Below are 19,543 nucleotides of genomic sequence, written 5' to 3' on the forward strand. Positions count from 1 at the left end.
GCATCAGCGGGGCTTTTTCTATTCAGGAGCGACTCAAGACTGAGCGCGAGCCTGGTTACGCAGGGCTTTCACCTGGTCGTGGTTACGTTGGGCGCCGTGGAACTGACGCTCAACCAGGTCACGAATACCCAGCAGGTTGTGCTTGTTGATCTTCTCGATCGCTTCTTTGTAAGCCTTCAGTGCATGGTCTTCACCGCGCTCAGCTTCGTTCAGCACGGCTTCTTCGTCTTTGCCGGTAACCATCGATTTCACGTCGACCCAACCACGGTGCAGTGCGCCGGCAACCGAACCGGAATTTTCCGGATCGCCACCCAGGGCTTTCACAGCGGTTTGCAGCTCAGCGGCAGCGCTGGCGCAATCGGCGGCACGTTTCTGGAAGAGCGCTTTGAGCTCTGGGTGCTTGATGTCTTCAGCACAAGTTGCGAAGCCTTTCTGGCCGTCTTTGCTGGTCTCGATCAGGTCGTTAAGTACAGAGATCGATTCTTTGTTGATATCAGTCATTTTTCAATTCCTTGTGCGGGTTAAGAAACGTGTATTAATGATTGCAGCGCCCGTGCCAAGTTTTAAAAAACAACTTTTCCCTTATTTTTCAACAAGATAAAAATTATTGAACCATCTGTATGCGAGTTATTTGCATGATCTGTCATTTGGCCTTCATGCAGAATGCCTGTATTTTCCAAGGTCTCGACTTGAACGCTTGAAGCTCATGAACCCCGACAAACTTGAATTGCTGATCACCCGCGAAATGCCCTTCGGCAAATACAAGGGACGGATCATCGCCGACTTGCCCGGCCCCTACCTGAACTGGTTTGCCCGTGAGGGTTTCCCTCACGGCGAGTTGGGCGGCTTGCTGGCGTTGATGCAGGAAATCGACCACAACGGCCTGTCCGAACTATTGGAACCGCTGCGCGTAAAGCACGGCAAACCTGCCCCCCGCCACTGAGAGCCTCGCCATGCCAAGGAACGCAGATAACGAACGTCACTGGCAGGCCATTGCCCAGCGCTATGAGCTGGAACCTGGCCCGATCAATCTGGAAAACGGCTACTTCGGGCGTATGAGCCACGCGGTACGGGCGCAGTACCTGGAGCACGTCGCGTTTATCAACCGCAGCAACTCGCTGTATGTGCGCCAGCGCTTTGAGCAGGGTGAAAACGACGAGGTGTGCCGCCAACTGGCCGGACTGATCGACGCCGACCCGGAGTCGATTGCGTTCACCCGCAACGCCACAGAAGCTTTGCAGTCACTGATCCGCAACTACAACAACCTGCAACCGGGCGACCAAGTGCTGATCAGCGACCTGGAGTACGACACGGTCAAAGGCGCGATGCGCTGGCTGGCGGGCTATCGCGGTGTGGAGGTGATCGAGTTATCCCACGCTCACCCGGCCAGTTTCGACAGCCTGGTGCAGACTTATCGCACTGCGTTTGTGCAGTACCCGCGCCTCAAGTTGATGGCCCTGACCCACGTGACCCACCGCACCGGCCTGGTAATGCCCGTCGAGGCGATTGCCACAGCCGCACGTGAGCACGGCGTGGATGTGATCCTCGATGGCGCCCACGCCCTGGGCCAGATCGAATTCAACCTCGCCCAACTGGGCATCCAGTTCGCCGGCTTCAATTTGCACAAATGGATCGGCGCGCCGCTGACCCTGGGCTTTCTGTACATCGCCCCGGAGCGCCTGGCCGATATCGACCCGGACATGGGCGAGTGTCATTACCCGGCCACCGATGTTCGCGCGCGTACGCCCTACAGCACGCCGAATTTCCCGGCACTGATGACCTTGCCGCTGGTGCTGCAAGAGCACCGTGCACTGGGTGGCTCGGCGGCCAAGGGCGCACGGGTCAATTACCTGCGGGATCTGTGGGTGAACCCGGTGCGTCAGCTGCCGGGCATCGAGGTGCTGACGCCGGATGACCCACGGCTGTATTGCGGGATCACGGGGTTCAAGTTCACCGGACGTGATCAGCAGGTGATGGCGGATCGGTTGCTCAAGGACTACGACCTGTTTACCACCACCCGTGTCGGCGCGGCCTTTGGCAGCTGCATTCGGGTGACGCCGGGGTTGGTGACTTCCGCGGCAGACATCGATGCCTTGGTCAAAGCAATAACCGAGCTAAGCGCGGACTGAAATGTAGTAGCGGGCTTGCTCGCGAATAGGCTGGGTCAGTCGACGAATAGGCCAACTGAACCAGCGCATTCGCGAGCAAGCCCGCTCCCACATTGCTCAGCGTTAGATTTGAGGTTTTCTACAGGCAAAAAAAAGCGGCACACCGACCAAGTGCGCCGCAAAAATGCCGTTAAGCACAGCAACAACGATTCGGTAAATCAGCTCAATCCAGCAGTGCCAGCGCCTGTGCGGTGACTTCCTGGATGCGGGCCCAGTCGCCGTTCTTGATCCACTCCGGATCAAGCATCCAGCTACCGCCCACGCACATCACGTTTTTCAACGCCATGTAGTTTTTGATGTTGGCCGGACCAACGCCGCCGGTTGGGCAGAATTTCACTTCGCCGAACGGACCACCCAGCGCCTTGATCGCAGCAACGCCGCCACTCACTTCTGCCGGGAACAGCTTGAAGCGGCGATAACCCAGGCCATAGCCTTCCATGATGCCGGAGGCATTGCTGATGCCTGGCAGCAACGGGATCGGGCTGTGCACCGAGGCTTCCAGCAGGTCACGGGTAATGCCTGGCGTGACGATAAACTGCGAGCCGGCCACTTCGGCGGCTTCGAGCATGTGACGGTCGAGCACGGTGCCGGCACCGGTGCACAATTCAGGGCGTTGCTCGCGCAGCACTTGAATCGCCTTGAGGCCGAACTCGGAACGCAAGGTCACTTCCAATGCGGTCAAACCGCCAGCTGCCAGGGCATCGGCCAGCGGCAGGATGTCCTGTTCGCGGGCGATGGTGATCACCGGCAGGATCCGCGCCTTGGCGCAGAGGCTGTCGATCAAGGCAACTTTATCCGCCATGGACACGGTCGGTTGAGGGCTTTTCATAGCGGCTGATCCTTGGCTCATGGGCACCAGTAAATCTCTAAAGTAGGTTGCAAAAACGCGCGTATCGGCATGGCAGCAACGTCATCACTGGCCAGCGCGGCGCTCAAGGTGGTCAATTTTGCGCTGCCGGAAATCGACAGCACGGTGTAGTGGGCCGTGGCCAGCAACGCGCGACTCATGGTCAGGCGCTGGTGCGGCACGGTCGGCGCAAGCATCGGCCAGCAACGGCGGGTACCGTCGGCCTTGAGTGCTTCAGCCAGGTTCGGGCTGTTGGGGAACAGCGACGCGGTGTGGCCGTCATCGCCCATGCCGAGTACCAGCACGTCGATGGCGGGCAACTCTGCCAACTGGCGATCGGCCAATTCGGCGGCATCTTCAAGCGTGGCGGCAACGTGATACAGGCTGAGGAACTTGGCCTTGGCCGCCGGACCTTGCAGCAAGTATTTCTTCAGCAGCCCGGCATTGCTGTCGGCGTGTTCCACCGGCACCCAACGTTCGTCGGCCAGCGTGATGGTGACCTTGGACCAGTCCAGCCCCTGTTTGGCCAGGTTCTGAAAAAACGCCACAGGGCTGCGGCCGCCGGACACCACCAGGGTCGCCTCGCCACGGGCACTGATGGCCGCGCGCAGTTGCTCGGCCACGTCATTGGCCAAGCCATCGGCCAGCAAAACGGGCGTGCGGTACTCATGAGCAGTTACGCCCTGAGGCAGTTTCAATTCAGATATCGCCATACCATGACCTCCCATCCCGCGTGATCAGTGCAATTGAGCTCATCGGCCCCCAGGAACCCGCCGCGTACGGCTTGGGCGCATCACCGGACTTTTTCCACCCGGCGATCAACTGGTCACACCACTTCCACGCGGCTTCGATTTCATCTTTGCGAACAAACAGGTTCTGATTGCCGCGCATCACTTCCAGCAACAACCGCTCGTAGGCATCCGGAATACGGGTGCTGCGATAGGTGTCGGAAAAATTCAGTTGCAGCGGGCCACTGCGCAGCTGCATGCCCTTGTCCAGGCCCTGCTCCTTGGTCATCACACGCAAGGAAATACCTTCGTCCGGTTGCAGGCGGATGATCAGTTTGTTGCTGATCTGCAGGCGCTGCTCGGGGGCGAAGATGTAGTGGGACGGTTCCTTGAAGTGGATGACGATCTGCGACAGCTTTTGCGGCATGCGCTTGCCGGTACGCAGGTAGAACGGCACCCCGGCCCAACGCCAGTTACGGATATCGGCACGCAGGGCGACAAACGTTTCGGTGTCGCTCTGGGTGTTGGAATTCTCTTCTTCCAGGTAACCCGGCACCGGTTTGCCGGCACTGTAGCCGGCGATGTACTGGCCGCGCACCACTTGGGTGGTCAGGCCTTCCGGGCTGATCGGCGCCAGCGCCTTGAGCACCTTGACCTTCTCGTCACGGATGCTGTCGGCGGACAGGTCGGCCGGCGGGTCCATGGCGATCAGGCAAAGCAGTTGCAGCAGGTGGTTCTGGATCATGTCGCGCAGCTGGCCGGCCTTGTCGAAGTAACCCCAGCGGCCTTCGATACCGACCTGCTCGGCCACGGTGATTTCCACGTGGGAAATGTAGTGCTGGTTCCACTGGGTTTCGAACAGGCTGTTGGCAAAACGCAACGCGATCAGGTTCTGGACCGTCTCTTTGCCCAGGTAGTGGTCGATACGGTAGGTGCGGTTTTCCGGGAAAAACTGCGCCACGGCGTCGTTGACCTTGCGCGAGGACTCCAGGTCCGAACCGATGGGTTTTTCCAGCACGACGCGGGTGTTTTCCGCCAGGCCAACCTTGGCCAGGTTTTCGCAGATTGCCCCGTAAACAGCCGCCGGAGTGGCGAAATAGGCGATCAGGCGTTGGTCGCTACCGACCTTCTCGGCCAGGCCGACGTAATCGTCGGCTTTCATGAAATCGACATGCACATAGGCCAGGCGCGCGAGGAAGCGTGTGGCCACGGCTTCATCGAGTTCCTTGCCGACGTACTTACGCAGTTCTTTCTCGATGTGGGCCATGTGCTGCTGTTCGGAGCCGGCCTCACGGGCCAGGGCCAGGATGCGCGTGTCGTCGTGCAGGAGGCCCGCGCCATCGAGTTGATAGAGAGCAGGAAATAACTTGCGCAGCGCCAGATCACCCAACGCGCCAAACAGGGCAAAGGTGCAGGGTTCTACGGTTATCGAAGGCATGATGTTTGTTCTTTTATCAAGTTAAGCTACAAATACCTTTTTTCAAGGCATCACTCAAGGAAAAATGTAGTAATAACCACAACATTTTCCCGAAATACGCATTCCGAGTGGTGGTGTTCAGCTACCCTCAGTAGGATAGGCCACCGCAAAGAACCACTCGTCGATTGGTTACCGCCCTTAATTTGCATCGTCGCCCGAAGGAAAGACTGAATGGACCGCGTGCGAAATCTTCTGGAACAGATCCGGAACCGCCTCGAAGAATTGAACAAGGCCGAGAAAAAAGTCGCCGAGGTTATCCTGCTCAACCCGCAGCAGGCGACCCGCTTCTCTATCGCCGCCCTCGCCCAAGCCGCCTCGGTCAGTGAACCGACGGTCAACCGTTTCTGCCGTTCGTTCGGCGTCAGCGGTTACCCTGAACTTAAATTGCAGCTGGCGCAAAGTTTGGCCAGTGGCGCGGCGTATGTCAGCCGCGCCGTGGAAGCCGATGATAACCCTGAGGCCTACACGCAGAAGATCTTTGGCAGCGCCATCGCATCTCTGGACAGCGCCTGCCAGGCCCTGGACCCGGCCCTGATCAGCAAGGCCGTGGACCTGTTGATCCAGGCGCGGCAGATCCACTTCTTCGGCCTTGGCGCTTCGGCCCCGGTGGCCATGGATGCGCTGCACAAATTTTTCCGCTTCAACCTGGCCGTGACCGCCCATGCCGACGTGCTGATGCAGCGCATGATCGCGTCTGTGGCGCATACGGGCGAGCTGTTCGTGATTATTTCCTACACCGGGCGTACCCGTGAGTTGGTGGAAGTGGCGCGCATCGCCCGGGAAAACGGTGCATCAGTGCTGGGCGTGACCGCCGAGAACTCGCCACTGGCCAAGGCCAGTACGGTAAGCCTGAACATTCCGCTGCCCGAAGACACGGACATCTACATGCCGATGACCTCGCGGATCATCCAGCTCACCGTGCTGGATGTGCTGGCGACCGGCATGACCTTGCGCCGTGGGGTGGATTTCCAGCCGCATTTGCGCAAGATCAAAGAGAGCCTGAATGACAGCCGGTATCCGGTGGGGGATGAGTTCAACTAAGCCAGCCTGTGTGCTGGCTTCACTGGCCTCATCGGGGGCAAGCCCCCTCCCACAGTTTGATTTGTGAATACCTTCAAATGTGGGAGGGGGCTTGCCCCCGATGAGGCCATCAGCCGCACCACTAAGCCCCTGCCCTGGCCTGCAAACTCAAATGCGCCCTCTCCCCCGGCGCCAAGCTCGCCCCGGCCATCGCCGACTCCACGCACACAAACCCTGACGCCTCGTTAAAGCTCACGCCCAACAACGGCCGGCTGCCCGGGTGCCACACCACGGTGTCGGCGCTGTCGCCGGTGTCGATGCACAATTCGCGTTGCCAGGCGTGGTCCTTGAGGTGCAATTCGCCCTCGTGCTGGAACACCCGTTGGCACCCGCCATCCACGCGCAGCTCGCCTTCCTGCTGGCAAGCCTGGCGATTGAGCTGGTCGTAACCTTGCGCGCCATCAAGCCCAGACAGCGCTATCTCATCCACGTGACCAATACGCCAATAGGCGTGCAAAGCATGGCTCAATTGGCACGGCAACTCGTCCTGATGCTCGGTGCACAGGCGCAGCTCCAGGGTTTCACCCAGGTGTGCGTGCAGGTCGACCTGCCAGTCGCACAGCTGCAATTGCCAGTGCAGGCGCACGCCGTCGTCGTCGGTGCTGCTGTCGAGCAGCTTCCAGTCGATCAGCCGCGCCCACCCATGGGAAGGCCACGCGTTTTCGCTCGGATGACGCCCATACCACGGCCAGCACACCGGCACGCCGCCTCGGATGGCGCCGACTTGCGGCCACTTGGCTGCGCACCACAGCCAGGGTTTCTGGCCACGCGGTTGAAAGTGCAGCAATTGCGCGCCCTGACGGCTGAACACTGCCTGGCACAACGGATGGTCGATGACCAACACGTCGCGCATCTGAAAGCGTTCCCAGGCGAACACCGGACGCTCGCGCAGGGATTTGAAAAAGCGTTGCAGCGGATGCTCATGCATGTGCCACGGTCCTGAAGTTCTTCACAGTGCAATCCAAAAAAAAGCGGATAGCCATGGCTATCCGCAAAATGCGCACAGAGAGAAGGAGCTTATCGCAACAGTGTTAGAACGTAGACTGAATTTTCAGGCCCGCTACTACCGCGTTGTCGACTTGTTTCACACCACCTGGGTTGGCGATGTATTGCAGGTTAGGACGCACGGTCAGCCAGTTGGTGACGTGGATGCCGTAGTTGAGTTCGACGTTGTACTCGGTGTTACGCAGCGGTGCGTAACCGGACTGGTCGTAGTCGGTGAAGCCACCGGCCGCGTTGAGCAGCTCAGCGTTTTTCTTCACGTCACTGTTGGCATGGATGCGGGAAACACCGATACCGACGTCATCTTTGGTACGCGCGTCGAATGGACCTTTATACACAAGCATCAGCGACTGGTAGTTGTCGACCAGGTTGGTGTCTTTGTCGTGGAAGGTCACGTTGGCCGCAATGTTCAGGCCGCGCGAAGCATCGCCATTGTGCGTGGTGAGTTGCTGTTGCAGAACGCCCCAGTAGCCGCTTTTGCTGCTGCGCACACGGAACGCTGCACCGGTGGTGCCCGCATCGTTACCGTTGACGTCTTCACGTACGTCGGTAGCGTCAGCGGTGCTCTTGTAGTAACCCACACGGTATTCGCCCGGCAGGCCATTGACCTTCGGCGACCAGACCAACTCCACCGGCAATACGGTGCCCTTGGTGCCGCTGCCGCTGAGTTTGAAGCCGTTGCCGTGCTCCAGTTGCGATGGGTTCTGGTTGTACGCACCGATTTGCGCATACAGCTCAGGCGTGATGTTGTACTTCACGCGGATCGCCGCCTGGCTGACAGGCCAGTTGTACCAGGTGTTGACGTAGTTACCCACTTGCGAGCCGCAGAACGACAGGTTCTGGAAGTCGCACGGGAAGGTGTTGAAGTCTTCGCCTTCACCGAAGTAACCGAGCTTCACGTCCAACTTGTTGTCGAACATCTGGTGCTGAATCCAGAACTGGGTCAGACGCACCATGTGGCCTCGGCCATCAACTTCTTGAGACGAACTCAAGGTGCCGGCACGCGGATCACCAATACGGTCATTGGAGATGTTTGCGCCGTTCCGGTTGGTCAGTTGGATCTTGGCCTGGGTGTTATCCCAGCCCCACAGCTTTTGCAGATCCAGTGCTACGCCCAGACCGAACTGGTCAGCGTAACGGGCAGTTTTGTCGTTGTTGTAGCCACCGCTCAGGTTGCCACCGACTTCCCCAACGTAGTCAGCCTTGATATCGATACCTTGCTCGATCAGCTTGGTACGCTCACCGCCCCAATCGCCGGTCATCCACTTGGAATCGGCACTGAAAGCATCGTCCGCCATCGCATTGGCGGACAATACCAGGGCTGCTGCCGCTGACAGTTGGCAGATCAGCCGGGTGTTGTTGTGTTGCTTTTTCATCCCTACATCCTCGTCTTTATTGTTATTAAACTGTTTTTATCTAACGCGGGTTACTTTTTTTAACCAAAACAACAAGTTATCCATTCAGGCGCAACACTCAGCGTCCCTTGAATTGGGCCACATTATCCGCACGGTCCTGTGCTGGCAATGAAGCGGCAGTGCCCAGGCGCTCGCCGGTGTTGGCGTCAAACAGCAGCACCTTGGCTGGATCGAATTGCAGGGTCAGGGTCTCGCCCACCTGCGGCGCCACGTCGGGCGCCAGGCGGCAGCAGACCTTGGTGTCGTTCAGTTGCACAAACACCAGGGTGTCCGGACCGGTCGGCTCGGTGACCTGGACTTCGGCACGAATGCTCGATGCGCTGTCGCCCTCGCCTGCCGCCAGCATGATCTGCTCAGGGCGCAGGCCCAGGATCACATCACGGTCTTCGAGGCCGGCGTCCGACACGTTAAGCGCCAGCTCACAGCGCGCTTGGCCGCTGTCGAGCAGCGCCACCAGACGACCGTCCTTGCGTTGCAGGCGCAGCGGCACGAAGTTCATCGGCGGCGAACCAATGAAGCTCGCCACAAATTGGTTGGCCGGGTTGTTGTAGATCTCTTTTGGCGTGCCGAACTGCTGGATGATGCCGTCCTTCATCACCGCCACTTTGTCGCCCAGGGTCATCGCTTCGATCTGATCGTGGGTGACGTAGACGGTGGTGGTTTTCAGACGCTGGTGCATCAGTTTCATTTCGGTGCGCATCTCGACGCGCAGCTTGGCGTCGAGGTTGGACAGCGGTTCGTCGAACAGGTAGATCTTCGGCCGACGCGCCAGGGCACGGCCCATGGCCACACGCTGTTGCTGGCCACCGGACAGTTGTCCCGGTTTACGGTTGAGCAAGTGTTCGATCTGCAGCAGCTTGGCCACGCGCGCTACTTCGGTGTCGATATCGGCCTGGCTCATTTTGCGAATCTTCAGGCCGAACTCGATGTTCTCGCGCACGCTCATGGTCGGGTACAGCGCGTAGGACTGGAACACCATGGCGATGTCGCGATCCTTGGGGCTCATGCCGCTGACGTCTTTATCACCGATCATGATCGCGCCGCCGGTGATGGTCTCAAGCCCGGCGATGCAGTTCATCAGCGTGGATTTGCCGCAACCCGAAGGGCCGACCAGGATCAGGAATTCGCCTTCCTTGATCGACAGTTCGATGTTCTTCAAGGTGTCGGGCAGGCCGGCGCCATAGGTCTTGTTTACATTGCGAAGTTCAAGCGTAGCCATGATTACCCCTTGACCGCGCCGGCCGTGAGGCCGCGCACGAAATACTTGCCTGCGATCACATAGACCAGCAGGGTCGGCAGCCCGGCGATCATCGCCGCCGCCATATCCACGTTATATTCCTTGGCCCCGGTGCTGGTGTTGACCAGGTTGTTCAGCGCCACCGTGATGGGCTGCGAGTCGCCGCTGGAGAACACCACACCGAACAGGAAGTCGTTCCAGATCTGGGTGAACTGCCAGATCAGGCAGACCATGATGATCGGCGTCGACATCGGCAGAATGATCTGACGGAAGATGGTGAAAAAACCCGCACCGTCCAGTCGTGCCGCCTTGATCAGCGCATCCGGAATGCTCACGTAGTAGTTACGAAAGAACAGTGTAGTAAACGCCAACCCGTAGACTACGTGCACAAACACCAGGCCGGTGGTGGTGCTGGCCAGGCCCATTTTGCCGAGGGTGAACGAGGCCGGCAGCAGCACGGTCTGGAACGGCAGGAAGCAGCCGAACAACAGCAGGCCGAAGAACAACTGCGAGCCTTTGAAGCGCCAGAACGACAGCACATAGCCATTCAACGCGCCGATGGCGGTGGAGATCAATACGGCCGGAACGGTGATCTTGATCGAGTTCCAGAAGTAGCCATCTACAGTGGCCCAGGCCTTGACCCAGCCGATGCCGGTGACCACGGTCGGCCAGCTCAGCAGGTTGCCGGTGCTGATGTCTTCCGGGGTTTTGAAGCTGGTCAGCAGCATCACCACCAGCGGCACCAGGTACAGCAGCACCGCGAGGATCAGCACCGCGTAGATCGCGACGCGACTCAGGCTGATGGTCGGTTTGGAAGCGAGACTAGTCATTACGCTTGGTCCTCAGCTCGGAGTACAGGTAAGGCACGATGATCGCGAGGATCGCGCCGAGCATCAGGATTGCACTGGCCGAGCCCATGCCCATCTGGCCACGACTGAAGGTGAACGAGTACATGAACATCGCAGGCAGGTCGGAGGAGTAGCCCGGGCCGCCGGCGGTCATTGCCGCCACCAGGTCGAAGCTCTTGATGGCAATGTGCGCCAGGATCATTACCGCACTGAAGAACACCGGACGCAGGCTGGGCAGCACCACGCTCCAGTAGATGCGCGGCAGGCTCGCGCCGTCGATCTGCGCGGCACGGATGATCGACTGATCAACGCCACGCAGGCCGGCGAGGAACATCGCCATGATGAAGCCCGAGGCTTGCCACACGGCGGCAATCACCAGGCAGTACACGACGCGGTCGGGGTCGATCAGCCAGTCGAGACGGAAGCCTTCCCAGCCCCAGTCACGCAGAAGTTTGTCCAGGCCCATGCCCGGGTTGAGCAGCCATTTCCAGGCGGTACCGGTGACGATCATCGAGAGCGCCATCGGGTACAGGTAAATGGTGCGGATAAAACCTTCGCGGCGGATTTTCTGGTCGAGGAAAATCGCCAGGGTCACGCCAATCACCAGGGTGATACCGATAAACATCCCGCCAAAAACCGCCAGGTTCTTGCTCGCTACCCACCAGCGGTCGTTGTCGAACAACCGCGCGTATTGCGCAAGGCCGGCCCATTTGTAACTTGGCAGGAAGGTGGATGTGGTGAACGACAGCACGAACGTCCACAGGATGTAGCCATAAAAGCCCACCAGCACGATGAACATGCTGGGCGCCAGCACCAGTTTAGGGAGCCAGCGCTGCAGTGCATCGAACGGCGAGGCCTTGCTGAACACAGCAACAGAACTCATGGGAAAATCCAGTACAGGGAAAAAGGACTACAGGAACAAACCTTGTGAGGGGTCAGGGGGTTTCCCCTCACAAGGATCAGCCGTGCTAACCGTTACTTCGCAGACTTGATCGCAGCGCCGAGTTTCTTGGCGGTGTCGGCCGGGTCGGCTTTCGGGTCGTTGATGTAGTTGGTCACGACATCAAAGAACGCACCTTGCACGGCCAGGGTGGTGGCCATGTTGTGCGCCATGCTTGGCTGCAGGCCGCCCGTCTTGGCGTCAGCCAGGAAGTCTTTGGCAGCGGTCTGGGCGCAGGAGTCGAAACCGAGCTTGTCCATTTCGTTGAGCATGTCGGTGCGCACAGGGATCGAGCCCTTGTTGATGCTGAAGACTTTCTGGAAGTTTTCACCCAGCACGACTTTGGCGATGTCCTGCTGACCGGCAGCAGTGCCTTTGTCTTTCTGCTTGAACACCGCCAGGGAGTCGATGTTGTAGGTGAAGGCTTTGTCGGTGCCCGGGAAGGCTACGCACTCGTAATCCTTACCGGCGACTTTCTTGGCGGCGGTCCACTCGGACTTGGCCCAGTCACCCATGATCTGCATGCCGGCCTTGCCGTTGATGACTTTGCCTGCTTCCAGGTTCCAGTCCTGGCCTTTGCCGTCGACGTCCATGTAGGTCGCGACTTTCTTCAGCTCAGTCAGAGCCTTGACCATTTCAGGACCGGTCAGCGCGCCGTTGTCCAGGTCAACCAGGGCTTTCTTGTAGCCGTCGGCACCCATCACCGACAGTACGACCGCTTCGAATACGGTGCTGTCCTGCCAAGGCTGGCCACCGTGGGCGAGCGGAATGAAGCCCGCGGCTTTGAGCTTGTCGCCGGCTGCGTAGAATTCTTCGAGGGTGGTCGGGTTCTTGGTGATACCGGCTTTCTTGAAGACTTCCGGGTTGATCCACAGCCAGTTGACGCGGTGGATGTTGACCGGTACGGCAACGTAGTTACCTTCGTACTTCACGGTATCGGAGACTTTCTTGTCGAGCAGGGAGTCCCACTTTTCTTCTTTGGCGACGTCTTTGAGCACGTCGGTGTCGAGCAAGCCAGTGGACGCCCATTCCTGGATGTCGGGGCCTTTGATCTGGGCAACGCCAGGCGGGTTGCCGGCAACTGCGCGGCTTTTCAGCACGGTCATGGCCGTGGCACCACCGCCGCCTGCGACAGCACCGTCTTTCCAGGTGAAGCCGTCTTTCTCAACTTGGGCCTTCAGGACATCTACAGCCGCTTTTTCACCGCCCGAGGTCCACCAATGCACAACTTCAACCGTCCCTTTCGAGTCGGCGGCAAATGCACTGAGGGGAAACAACGAGGCAATGGAAATAGCTACGGCGAGGCGATTAATCGCGTTCATCTGAGTACCTTTTCTTGTTGTTATGCATGCAAGTCTAGAGCTTGCGCTGCACGGAGTTTAAACAGGGATTTTCAAGGCGCAGGTAACAAAGGGACGTACAAATGTCACCATTTGGTGACATAACAACCCTGTGCCAAAGCGCTGGTCATGCTGGGTGACAAGGGCAGCGCAGGCAGCACCACCGCTTGCCAGGCGTGATAAAGGTCTGGCTTGCCGCCCCAGATCTTGCTGCTGGGCTGGTTGTGCGGGCTCAGCTCGTGGTGCCAGCTGCCATGGACACGGTCGATAAAGTGGTTTTCGCAAAACTCCCAAAACCGCCGATACCAGGTTTCGTAATGCAGCTCTGCGGTGCGTTTGAGCAACGCTTGGGCAGCGGCGCTGGCTTCGGCATGGGTCCAGTGCAGGCGCTCGCGCACCACCGGGCGGTGGTTCCAATCGAGCGTGTAGACAATGCCCGGCGCACCGTCCACGGCCCAGGCGTATTCGCAGGCACTGGCGAACAAGCCCTTGGCATCGGTGACCAGCCAGTCCGGGGTCGTCAGCCCGGCTTGCAGGCGGGCCGCCTCCAGGTGCAGCAGCAGCCGCGCCCACTCAAAACCGTGCCCGGGGGTGATGCCATAAGGGCGAAAACCATCGGCGGGATTGTCTTCGTTGTAGCCCAGCAGCGGTTGCCACCGGGCGTCGAAATGCTCGATGACCATGAACTGGTTGCCGGCGGCGCAGGTGTGAATAACGCGCTCGACAATACGCAGTGCGCGGTCCAGCCAGCGCGTGTCTGCGGTGACATCGGCCAGCGCCAGAAACGCTTCGGTAGCGTGCATGTTGCTGTTGGCGCCGCGATAAGCCTCCACACCGGTCCAGTCCTGGGCAAAGGACTCGAGCATGGCGCCCTCCGCCTCGCTCCAGAAGAACTGGTCGATGATGTGCACGGCGTCGTTCAACAGATTCTGAGCACCGGGCGCGCCCACTGCCACCGCCGAACTCGCGGCGAGGGCAACGAAAGCATGCAGGTAAGCGGCCTTGCCACGGTTGCCATCGACCGCGTGGGCCGCGGCGAACCAACCGCCGTGCTCGCTATCACGCAATGGGCCACTCAGGGCCGCAACGCCGTGCGCCACCAGGTCGGCGTAACCGGGCAGGCCCATGGCGTGGGCCATGGCAAAGCTGTGGGTCATGCGGGCGGTGTTCATGGTTTCGGCGTGGGCATCGGCCGGCAATTGGCCTTGATCATCGAGGTTGCCAAAACCGTCAGGCAGGCGCGAGGCCTTGGCGAATGCCAGCAGGCGCTGGCCTTCGGTGGCGAGCCAGCTGTGATGGGCAGGTGCGTTCAGCCAACTACTGGCAGGCAGTGGTTGCATGGTCATGGGTAGCCCTTATTATTTTTTATGGGATGACCGGAGTCTAAACAAGGGTGCGATGAGGGCAAGTAACGAAGGGGGCTGGAAATGTCACCAGCCGGTGACAATTCAGGCACGAGCCCTGCGCCCAACTCTGGCCCTCATCTGATTGTGGGAGCTGGCTTGCCTGCGACAGCGGTGGGTCAGTTACAAAGCATGAGCTGACAGACCGCTATCGCAGTCAAGCCAGCTCCCACAGTTAAAACCGGCTCACACCGACTATCACTGCCCTCCTAGAGGCCTGACTTTCGCCGGCTCGTTGAGCTGTTGCTGCAGGTTCTGCACCTGGCTCTGCAACGTGGTGATGTTGCGCGTGGTCTGGATGCGGAACACGTCGAACTCTTTATTGGTCGGCGCATCGCTGTTGGCGGGCTGGTTTTCCTGAGCGCTTTTGAGTACCACCAGGTCCTGCTCCAGGCGCGCAATCGCCGCGCTCGGGTTGCCCTGTTTTTTCAGGGCAGCCACGTCGGCAGACAGGTCCTTGATTTCGCCTTGCGCCGCCTTGAGCGTTGCCACCGCGTCGGTCAACGCCTGCACCTGGCCCTGTAACTTGGCATTCGCATTGGCCAGGTCGGTCGTGCTGGCGGTCATCTGTGCCAGGCGCTGGTCCAGCTCGCTCGCCTGGCCGGCGACGCCGACCTGCTGCTTGCCTTGCTCCTGCAACTGCGCTTCCAGCTGCTTGATTTGCAACTTGAGCGCTTCGCTGCCGTTGTTCACGTTGGCTTCGCTGGCGACCACCTTGCCGGATATGTCCTGCAAACGCCCCGCCGCTTCTTCACTGATGCGCGCAAAGCTTTCTTGCGTGGCAACCAATTGCTGGCCCATCAGGGAAATCTGCTGAAAGCTCCACCAGGCAAGGCCCGCAAAGGCGATCAGCAGCGCGCCCACCAGTGCCCACAACGGGCCGGTCGTGGCGCTCTTGACCTTGACCACCGGCGTATTGCGCGAGCGCACGGAGGTAGCAGGTGTCGGCTCGAAATCATCATCGTCCCCGATGTCTGCCCGCAGGCTGGGAACGTTGTCGAAATCGTCTTTAGCATCGTTACGCATGAATCAACCCTGAATCGGTGAGATGGCTACCTGAAAAGCCGAGCGACGGCAGTATAAACCGCGTTCGCGCCGCACTGATCGACCCGGAACCGCACATTCGGTTCCCGATGTATTGCCGCTTGTGAACCTACTTGAGCCCCGGATCCTGAGCTTTCCACCAACTGCAGAATTCGTCGAGGGCGGTCCACAGGCTGACCTTGGGCTCGTAGTCGAGATAATGCCTCGCGCGGCTGATGTCGAGGGTGAAATCTTTGTTCATCACCTGCATGCCCAAGCGCGACAACGCTGGCTCCGGACGCCCCGGCCACATCGCGCAGAATGCCTCGTTCAACGCCGCCACGCTGTAGGACAAGCCGTAAGACCGATAACGCGTGACCTGCGGCATGTCCATCTGGCGCATTACGTAGTTGACCACGTCCCACACCGGCACAGGCGCGCCGTTGCTGATGTTGTAGGCCTTGCCCAGCGCCGAGCCGGTCGCCAGCAAACTGCTGAGCAACGCTTCGTTGAGATTGTGCACGCTGGTGAAATCGACCTTGTTCAGGCCATCGCCGACGATGGCCAGGCGGTTCTTGCGCTGCATTTTCAACAGGCGCGGAAAAATGCTCATGTCACCGGCGCCCGTGACAAAGCGCGGGCGCAAGGCCAGCACTTCCAGGCCGAACTCCTGGGCGCCGAACACCTTCTGTTCCGCCAGGTATTTGGTAGCGGCATACGGGTGCTTGAAGCGCTTTGGCACTTGCTCTTCGGTCAGCCCCAGGTGATCACGCCCGTCAAAGTAGATCGACGGCGACGACAGGTGCACCAGCCGGCCGACGCGCTGCTTGAGGCAGGCTTCGACGACGTTTTCAGTGACCAGCACATTGCCTTGATGGAAGTCCTGATACTTGCCCCACAACCCGACGGCACCGGCGCAATGCACCACGGCTTCGACGTCTCGGCACAGATCGCGCACAAGGTCGGCATCATTCAAATCACCCTGGATAAACTCGGCACCGCGCCGTACCAGGTGTTCCACACCTTCGGCGCGCCGCCCGTTGACCCGTACGTCCAGGCCTTGCTCCAGAGCGAACCGCGCGAAGCGCCCGCCGATGAAGCCGCTTGCGCCGGTGACCAGAATCTTCATGTAGCCTCCTACGGATGCAGCTGCCAGCGTCAAGCTTCAAGCCACAAGTTAAAAACGATCCGCAAGCTTTTCTCTTGCAGCTTGCAGCTTGACGCTTGTTACTGCTGATAGGGCACCAACCATTGGCCACATGCCTGGGCCAAATGGTCGGTCAACAAGCCCAACAGTTGCCCGCCACTGCGCCAATGATGCCAGTACAACGGCACGTCGATGGGCTTATCTGGCAACAACTCAACCAATACGCCGGTTTGCAGTTGGTCGCGCACCTGTAATTCGGGCACCAGCCCCCAGCCCAGGCCGGCTTCGGTCAAACGGATAAAGCCTTCGGACGACGGGCATAAATGGTGCTCGAAACCGCCATCCACTCCCAGGGACGCCAGGTACCGGTGTTGCAGGAAATCATCCGGGCCGAACACCAGCGCCGGTGTTCGCGCCAGTTGATCGGCGCGCACACCGTCAGGGAAATGCCGGGCAATAAACGCAGGGCTGGCCAACGCGCGATAGCGCATGGCGCCGAGCAACAGGCTGCGCGCCCCAGCCACGGGGCGCTCGCTGGCGCAAATACAGGCCGCCACCTCACCGGCGCGCATGCGCTTGAGGCCAACGGTCTGGTCTTCCACCACCAGGTCCAGCAGCAAATGCTGCTCGGCGCAAAAGTCGCTGACGGCCTCAGCCCACCAGGTGGCAAGGCTGTCGGCATTCAGCGCGATGCGCAAACGCTCGGGCATGCCCTCCTCGTCCAGCGCCGGCACCTGGCTTTGCAGGTCGCGCTCCAGCAAGCGCACTTGTTGCACGTGGTTGAGCAGGCGCCGGCCGATGTCGGTGGGCGTCGGCGGCGAGGCCCGCACCAACACCGGCTGACCGATGCGCGCCTCAAGCAACTTGATGCGTTGAGAAATCGCCGACTGCGAAAGCCCCAGCACCTGGGCGCCGCGTTCAAAGCCGGCCTGTTCCACCACCGCGGCCAATGCGGACAGCAATTTATAGTCGAACATCAGTTTCTCTAATGAGCGATCAGCAATATTGGTTTTTCTTATACAGCGTAGCCCGTGAGAATGACCAGCATTGCTTCTCTCTCTATCAAGGAATTCTCACATGGCCGGTGAAACCGCCCTGGCAACCCTGCTGCGCAGCATGAGCCCGCACCTCAATGACGGCGATTATGTGTTCTGCACCCTGCCCGATCAGCGCGTGCCGCAGGGGTGCGACGTGATCGGCAGCTTTCGCGAACAGGAAGGGCTGACGCTGATTCTAGAGCGCCAACAGGCAGAGCACGCAGGGCTGGCGTTTGACTATGTCGCTGCGTGGATCACCTTGAACGTGCACTCCGCCCTGGAAGCCGTGGGTTTAACCGCGGCCTTTGCCAGCGCGCTGGGCCAAGCCGGCATCAGCTGCAACGTGATCGCCGGTTACTACCACGACCACCTGTTTGTCGGCCGCAGCGATGCTGAGCGGGCCATGGATGTATTGCGCCAATTGGCAGCAAACGCGGAGTAACCCTTATGTGGCAAAGCTATGTGAACGGGCTGCTGGTGGCCCTCGGCCTGATCATGGCGATCGGCACCCAGAATGCGTTTGTGCTGGCGCAAAGCCTGCGCCGTGAACACCACCTGCCGGTGGCCGCGCTGTGCATCGTGTGCGATGCAATACTTGTAGCTGCCGGGGTATTCGGCCTGGCTACGGTGCTGGCGCAGAACCCGCTGCTGCTGGCAATCGCCCGCTGGGGTGGCGCGGCATTCCTGCTGTGGTACGGCACCCTGGCGCTGCGCCGAGCGTGTTCCAGGCAAAGTCTGGAACAGGGCGAAAACCTCAAGGTGCGTTCGCTGCGCGCGGTGTTGCTCAGCGCCCTGGCGGTGACCCTGCTCAACCCGCACGTGTATCTGGACACCGTACTGTTGATTGGCTCATTGGGCGCTCAACAAACTGAACCCGGCGCCTATGTAGCCGGTGCCGCCAGCGCGTCATTCCTGTGGTTTGCCACACTGGCATTGGGCGCTGCGTGGCTGGCACCCTGGCTCGCGCGCCCCGCTACGTGGCGGCTGTTGGACTTTCTGGTGGCGGCGATGATGTTCAGCGTGGCGTATCAATTGATCAGTGCTTGATGAATATTCCAAAACGCTCTGGAACCTCTATCCCACACAGTTGTTGCGTGGTTTTGCCGCACCCCCGGTGCTATGATCCGGACCCTGCGCCGCAAAGAGTACAAACTCCCCGGCGCTTGTTTGGCCGCCCGTGATCGGCCTTGCGCTCACCGCAACTGACCTGATTAGGAGAATCATCATGGCTTTCGAATTGCCGCCGCTGCCCTACGCACACGATGCCCTGCAGCCGCACATTTCCAAGGAAACCTTGGAATACCACCACGACAAGCACCACAACACCTATGTCGTGAACCTGAACAACCTGGTGCCAGGCACCGAGTTCGAAGGCAAGACCCTGGAAGAAATCGTCAAGTCTTCTTCAGGCGGCATCTTCAACAACGCCGCTCAGGTCTGGAACCACACTTTCTACTGGAACTGCCTGGCGCCAAACGCCGGCGGCCAACCTACCGGCGCACTGGCTGAGGCTATCAACGCCGCTTTCGGTTCGTTCGACAAGTTCAAAGAAGAGTTCACCAAGACGTCCGTCGGCACCTTCGGTTCCGGTTGGGGCTGGCTGGTGAAAAAGGCTGACGGTTCCCTGGCCCTGGCCAGCACCATCGGCGCCGGCAACCCGCTGACCAGCGGCGACACCCCGCTGCTGACCTGCGACGTCTGGGAACACGCTTACTACATCGACTACCGCAACGTGCGTCCAAAGTATGTGGAAGCGTTCTGGAACCTGGTCAACTGGAAGTTCGTGGCTGAGCAGTTCGAAGGCAAGACCTTCACTGCCTAAGCAACGCTTGCGGTAAAGAGAGCCCGGCC

20 protein-coding genes are annotated in these 19,543 nt (G+C 59.8%); 6 read left to right on the forward strand and 14 right to left on the reverse strand.

Going from position 1 to position 19,543, the window contains the following annotated elements; translation table 11 throughout:
- Positions 1 to 33 precede the first annotated feature (33 nt).
- Complete coding sequence (locus FPT15_RS06900) at positions 34 to 501, reverse strand: PA2169 family four-helix-bundle protein (protein WP_145159513.1); 468 nt, start codon at positions 499 to 501, stop codon at positions 34 to 36.
- A 205-nt stretch (positions 502 to 706) separates the two neighbouring features.
- On the opposite strand from FPT15_RS06900, the gene FPT15_RS06905 reads away from it, so the two are divergent.
- Both FPT15_RS06905 and FPT15_RS06910 read left to right on the forward strand, forming a co-directional pair.
- On the forward strand, positions 707 to 943 hold the full coding sequence (locus FPT15_RS06905) for a DUF3820 family protein (RefSeq protein WP_145159515.1): 237 nt from the start codon (positions 707 to 709) through the stop codon (positions 941 to 943).
- 10 nt (positions 944 to 953) lie between these two features.
- Entirely contained in the window at positions 954 to 2,129 is a 1,176-nt protein-coding gene (locus FPT15_RS06910) for an aminotransferase class V-fold PLP-dependent enzyme (protein ID WP_145159517.1), read from the forward strand.
- A 202-nt stretch (positions 2,130 to 2,331) separates the two neighbouring features.
- Here FPT15_RS06910 and FPT15_RS06915 read toward each other — a convergent pair whose 3' ends face one another.
- Genes FPT15_RS06915 through zwf form a run of 3 tightly spaced genes read right to left on the reverse strand, consistent with a single transcriptional unit; the run spans position 2,332 to position 5,181 of the window.
- Positions 2,332 to 2,997, reverse strand: a complete 666-nt coding sequence (locus FPT15_RS06915) for a bifunctional 4-hydroxy-2-oxoglutarate aldolase/2-dehydro-3-deoxy-phosphogluconate aldolase (protein ID WP_106578446.1) — start codon at positions 2,995 to 2,997, stop codon at positions 2,332 to 2,334.
- A gap of 17 nt (positions 2,998 to 3,014) precedes the next feature.
- Positions 3,015 to 3,728, reverse strand: coding sequence for a 6-phosphogluconolactonase (gene pgl, locus FPT15_RS06920; protein ID WP_145159519.1), 714 nt, complete (start codon positions 3,726 to 3,728; stop codon positions 3,015 to 3,017).
- A complete protein-coding gene (zwf, locus tag FPT15_RS06925; RefSeq protein WP_106578444.1) occupies positions 3,715 to 5,181 on the reverse strand; it encodes a glucose-6-phosphate dehydrogenase in 1,467 nt (488 codons plus the stop codon). The genes pgl and zwf overlap by 14 nt, the downstream gene beginning before the upstream one ends.
- Before the next feature lie 219 nt (positions 5,182 to 5,400).
- Between zwf and FPT15_RS06930 the strand changes: the two genes are divergently transcribed.
- Complete coding sequence (locus FPT15_RS06930) at positions 5,401 to 6,261, forward strand: MurR/RpiR family transcriptional regulator (protein ID WP_170039859.1); 861 nt, start codon at positions 5,401 to 5,403, stop codon at positions 6,259 to 6,261.
- A 121-nt stretch (positions 6,262 to 6,382) separates the two neighbouring features.
- Here the strand turns inward: FPT15_RS06930 and FPT15_RS06935 are convergent, their stop codons facing one another.
- The 10 genes from FPT15_RS06935 to FPT15_RS06980 form a co-directional block, all read right to left on the reverse strand.
- The gene (locus FPT15_RS06935; protein WP_124418336.1) at positions 6,383 to 7,228 is read right to left on the reverse strand and encodes a D-hexose-6-phosphate mutarotase; all 846 of its coding nucleotides are present in this window, start codon (positions 7,226 to 7,228) and stop codon (positions 6,383 to 6,385) included.
- Between the two features lie 103 nt (positions 7,229 to 7,331).
- A complete protein-coding gene (locus FPT15_RS06940) occupies positions 7,332 to 8,678 on the reverse strand; it encodes a carbohydrate porin (protein ID WP_145159521.1) in 1,347 nt (448 codons plus the stop codon).
- 97 nt (positions 8,679 to 8,775) lie between these two features.
- Positions 8,776 to 9,936 carry an ABC transporter ATP-binding protein gene (locus FPT15_RS06945; protein ID WP_145159523.1) on the reverse strand — a complete coding sequence of 387 codons (1,161 nt, stop codon included), beginning with the start codon at positions 9,934 to 9,936 and terminating at the stop codon, positions 8,776 to 8,778.
- A gap of 2 nt (positions 9,937 to 9,938) precedes the next feature.
- Complete coding sequence (locus FPT15_RS06950; RefSeq protein WP_106578440.1) at positions 9,939 to 10,784, reverse strand: carbohydrate ABC transporter permease; 846 nt, start codon at positions 10,782 to 10,784, stop codon at positions 9,939 to 9,941.
- Positions 10,777 to 11,685 (reverse strand): carbohydrate ABC transporter permease, encoded by a 909-nt coding sequence (locus tag FPT15_RS06955; RefSeq protein ID WP_053257700.1) that lies wholly within the window; start codon positions 11,683 to 11,685, stop codon positions 10,777 to 10,779. Before FPT15_RS06955 ends, FPT15_RS06950 begins: the two co-directional genes overlap by 8 nt.
- Before the next feature lie 92 nt (positions 11,686 to 11,777).
- The gene (locus FPT15_RS06960; RefSeq protein ID WP_106578439.1) at positions 11,778 to 13,064 is read right to left on the reverse strand and encodes an ABC transporter substrate-binding protein; all 1,287 of its coding nucleotides are present in this window, start codon (positions 13,062 to 13,064) and stop codon (positions 11,778 to 11,780) included.
- Positions 13,065 to 13,168: 104 nt separating this feature from the next.
- Positions 13,169 to 14,428 carry an AGE family epimerase/isomerase gene (locus FPT15_RS06965; RefSeq protein WP_145159525.1) on the reverse strand — a complete coding sequence of 420 codons (1,260 nt, stop codon included), beginning with the start codon at positions 14,426 to 14,428 and terminating at the stop codon, positions 13,169 to 13,171.
- Between the two features lie 255 nt (positions 14,429 to 14,683).
- Positions 14,684 to 15,511 carry an ATPase gene (locus FPT15_RS06970; protein WP_124418339.1) on the reverse strand — a complete coding sequence of 276 codons (828 nt, stop codon included), beginning with the start codon at positions 15,509 to 15,511 and terminating at the stop codon, positions 14,684 to 14,686.
- A gap of 127 nt (positions 15,512 to 15,638) precedes the next feature.
- Positions 15,639 to 16,637 (reverse strand): NAD(P)-dependent oxidoreductase, encoded by a 999-nt coding sequence (locus FPT15_RS06975; protein WP_145159528.1) that lies wholly within the window; start codon positions 16,635 to 16,637, stop codon positions 15,639 to 15,641.
- Positions 16,638 to 16,735: 98 nt separating this feature from the next.
- Positions 16,736 to 17,632: a LysR family transcriptional regulator ArgP gene (locus FPT15_RS06980; protein WP_145159530.1), complete on the reverse strand. Its 897-nt coding sequence runs from the start codon at positions 17,630 to 17,632 to the stop codon at positions 16,736 to 16,738.
- 100 nt (positions 17,633 to 17,732) lie between these two features.
- Between FPT15_RS06980 and FPT15_RS06985 the strand changes: the two genes are divergently transcribed.
- The 3 genes from FPT15_RS06985 to FPT15_RS06995 all read left to right on the forward strand — a co-directional run bounded on the left by FPT15_RS06985 (position 17,733) and on the right by FPT15_RS06995 (position 19,514).
- A complete protein-coding gene (locus FPT15_RS06985; protein ID WP_145159532.1) occupies positions 17,733 to 18,134 on the forward strand; it encodes an ACT domain-containing protein in 402 nt (133 codons plus the stop codon).
- 5 nt (positions 18,135 to 18,139) lie between these two features.
- Positions 18,140 to 18,739: a LysE/ArgO family amino acid transporter gene (locus FPT15_RS06990; RefSeq protein WP_145159534.1), complete on the forward strand. Its 600-nt coding sequence runs from the start codon at positions 18,140 to 18,142 to the stop codon at positions 18,737 to 18,739.
- Between the two features lie 178 nt (positions 18,740 to 18,917).
- Positions 18,918 to 19,514: a superoxide dismutase gene (locus FPT15_RS06995; protein ID WP_003212997.1), complete on the forward strand. Its 597-nt coding sequence runs from the start codon at positions 18,918 to 18,920 to the stop codon at positions 19,512 to 19,514.
- Positions 19,515 to 19,543: the final 29 nt, after the last annotated feature.

Origin of the sequence: Pseudomonas sp. RGB (genome assembly GCF_007713445.1) — a bacterium.
Lineage (GTDB): Bacteria > Pseudomonadota > Gammaproteobacteria > Pseudomonadales > Pseudomonadaceae > Aquipseudomonas.

Coding starts and splice junctions, on each gene's coding strand:
- FPT15_RS06900 (WP_145159513.1), bottom strand. CDS start 501: ATGACTGATATCAACAAAGAATCGATCTCTGTACTTAACGACCTGATC.
- FPT15_RS06905 (WP_145159515.1), top strand. CDS start 707: ATGAACCCCGACAAACTTGAATTGCTGATCACCCGCGAAATGCCCTTC.
- FPT15_RS06910 (WP_145159517.1), top strand. CDS start 954: ATGCCAAGGAACGCAGATAACGAACGTCACTGGCAGGCCATTGCCCAG.
- FPT15_RS06915 (WP_106578446.1), bottom strand. CDS start 2,997: ATGAAAAGCCCTCAACCGACCGTGTCCATGGCGGATAAAGTTGCCTTG.
- pgl (WP_145159519.1), bottom strand. CDS start 3,728: ATGGCGATATCTGAATTGAAACTGCCTCAGGGCGTAACTGCTCATGAG.
- zwf (WP_106578444.1), bottom strand. CDS start 5,181: ATGCCTTCGATAACCGTAGAACCCTGCACCTTTGCCCTGTTTGGCGCG.
- FPT15_RS06935 (WP_124418336.1), bottom strand. CDS start 7,228: ATGCATGAGCATCCGCTGCAACGCTTTTTCAAATCCCTGCGCGAGCGT.
- FPT15_RS06940 (WP_145159521.1), bottom strand. CDS start 8,678: ATGAAAAAGCAACACAACAACACCCGGCTGATCTGCCAACTGTCAGCG.
- FPT15_RS06945 (WP_145159523.1), bottom strand. CDS start 9,936: ATGGCTACGCTTGAACTTCGCAATGTAAACAAGACCTATGGCGCCGGC.
- FPT15_RS06950 (WP_106578440.1), bottom strand. CDS start 10,784: ATGACTAGTCTCGCTTCCAAACCGACCATCAGCCTGAGTCGCGTCGCG.
- FPT15_RS06955 (WP_053257700.1), bottom strand. CDS start 11,685: ATGAGTTCTGTTGCTGTGTTCAGCAAGGCCTCGCCGTTCGATGCACTG.
- FPT15_RS06960 (WP_106578439.1), bottom strand. CDS start 13,064: ATGAACGCGATTAATCGCCTCGCCGTAGCTATTTCCATTGCCTCGTTG.
- FPT15_RS06965 (WP_145159525.1), bottom strand. CDS start 14,428: ATGACCATGCAACCACTGCCTGCCAGTAGTTGGCTGAACGCACCTGCC.
- FPT15_RS06970 (WP_124418339.1), bottom strand. CDS start 15,511: ATGCGTAACGATGCTAAAGACGATTTCGACAACGTTCCCAGCCTGCGG.
- FPT15_RS06975 (WP_145159528.1), bottom strand. CDS start 16,637: ATGAAGATTCTGGTCACCGGCGCAAGCGGCTTCATCGGCGGGCGCTTC.
- FPT15_RS06980 (WP_145159530.1), bottom strand. CDS start 17,632: ATGTTCGACTATAAATTGCTGTCCGCATTGGCCGCGGTGGTGGAACAG.
- FPT15_RS06985 (WP_145159532.1), top strand. CDS start 17,733: ATGGCCGGTGAAACCGCCCTGGCAACCCTGCTGCGCAGCATGAGCCCG.
- FPT15_RS06990 (WP_145159534.1), top strand. CDS start 18,140: ATGTGGCAAAGCTATGTGAACGGGCTGCTGGTGGCCCTCGGCCTGATC.
- FPT15_RS06995 (WP_003212997.1), top strand. CDS start 18,918: ATGGCTTTCGAATTGCCGCCGCTGCCCTACGCACACGATGCCCTGCAG.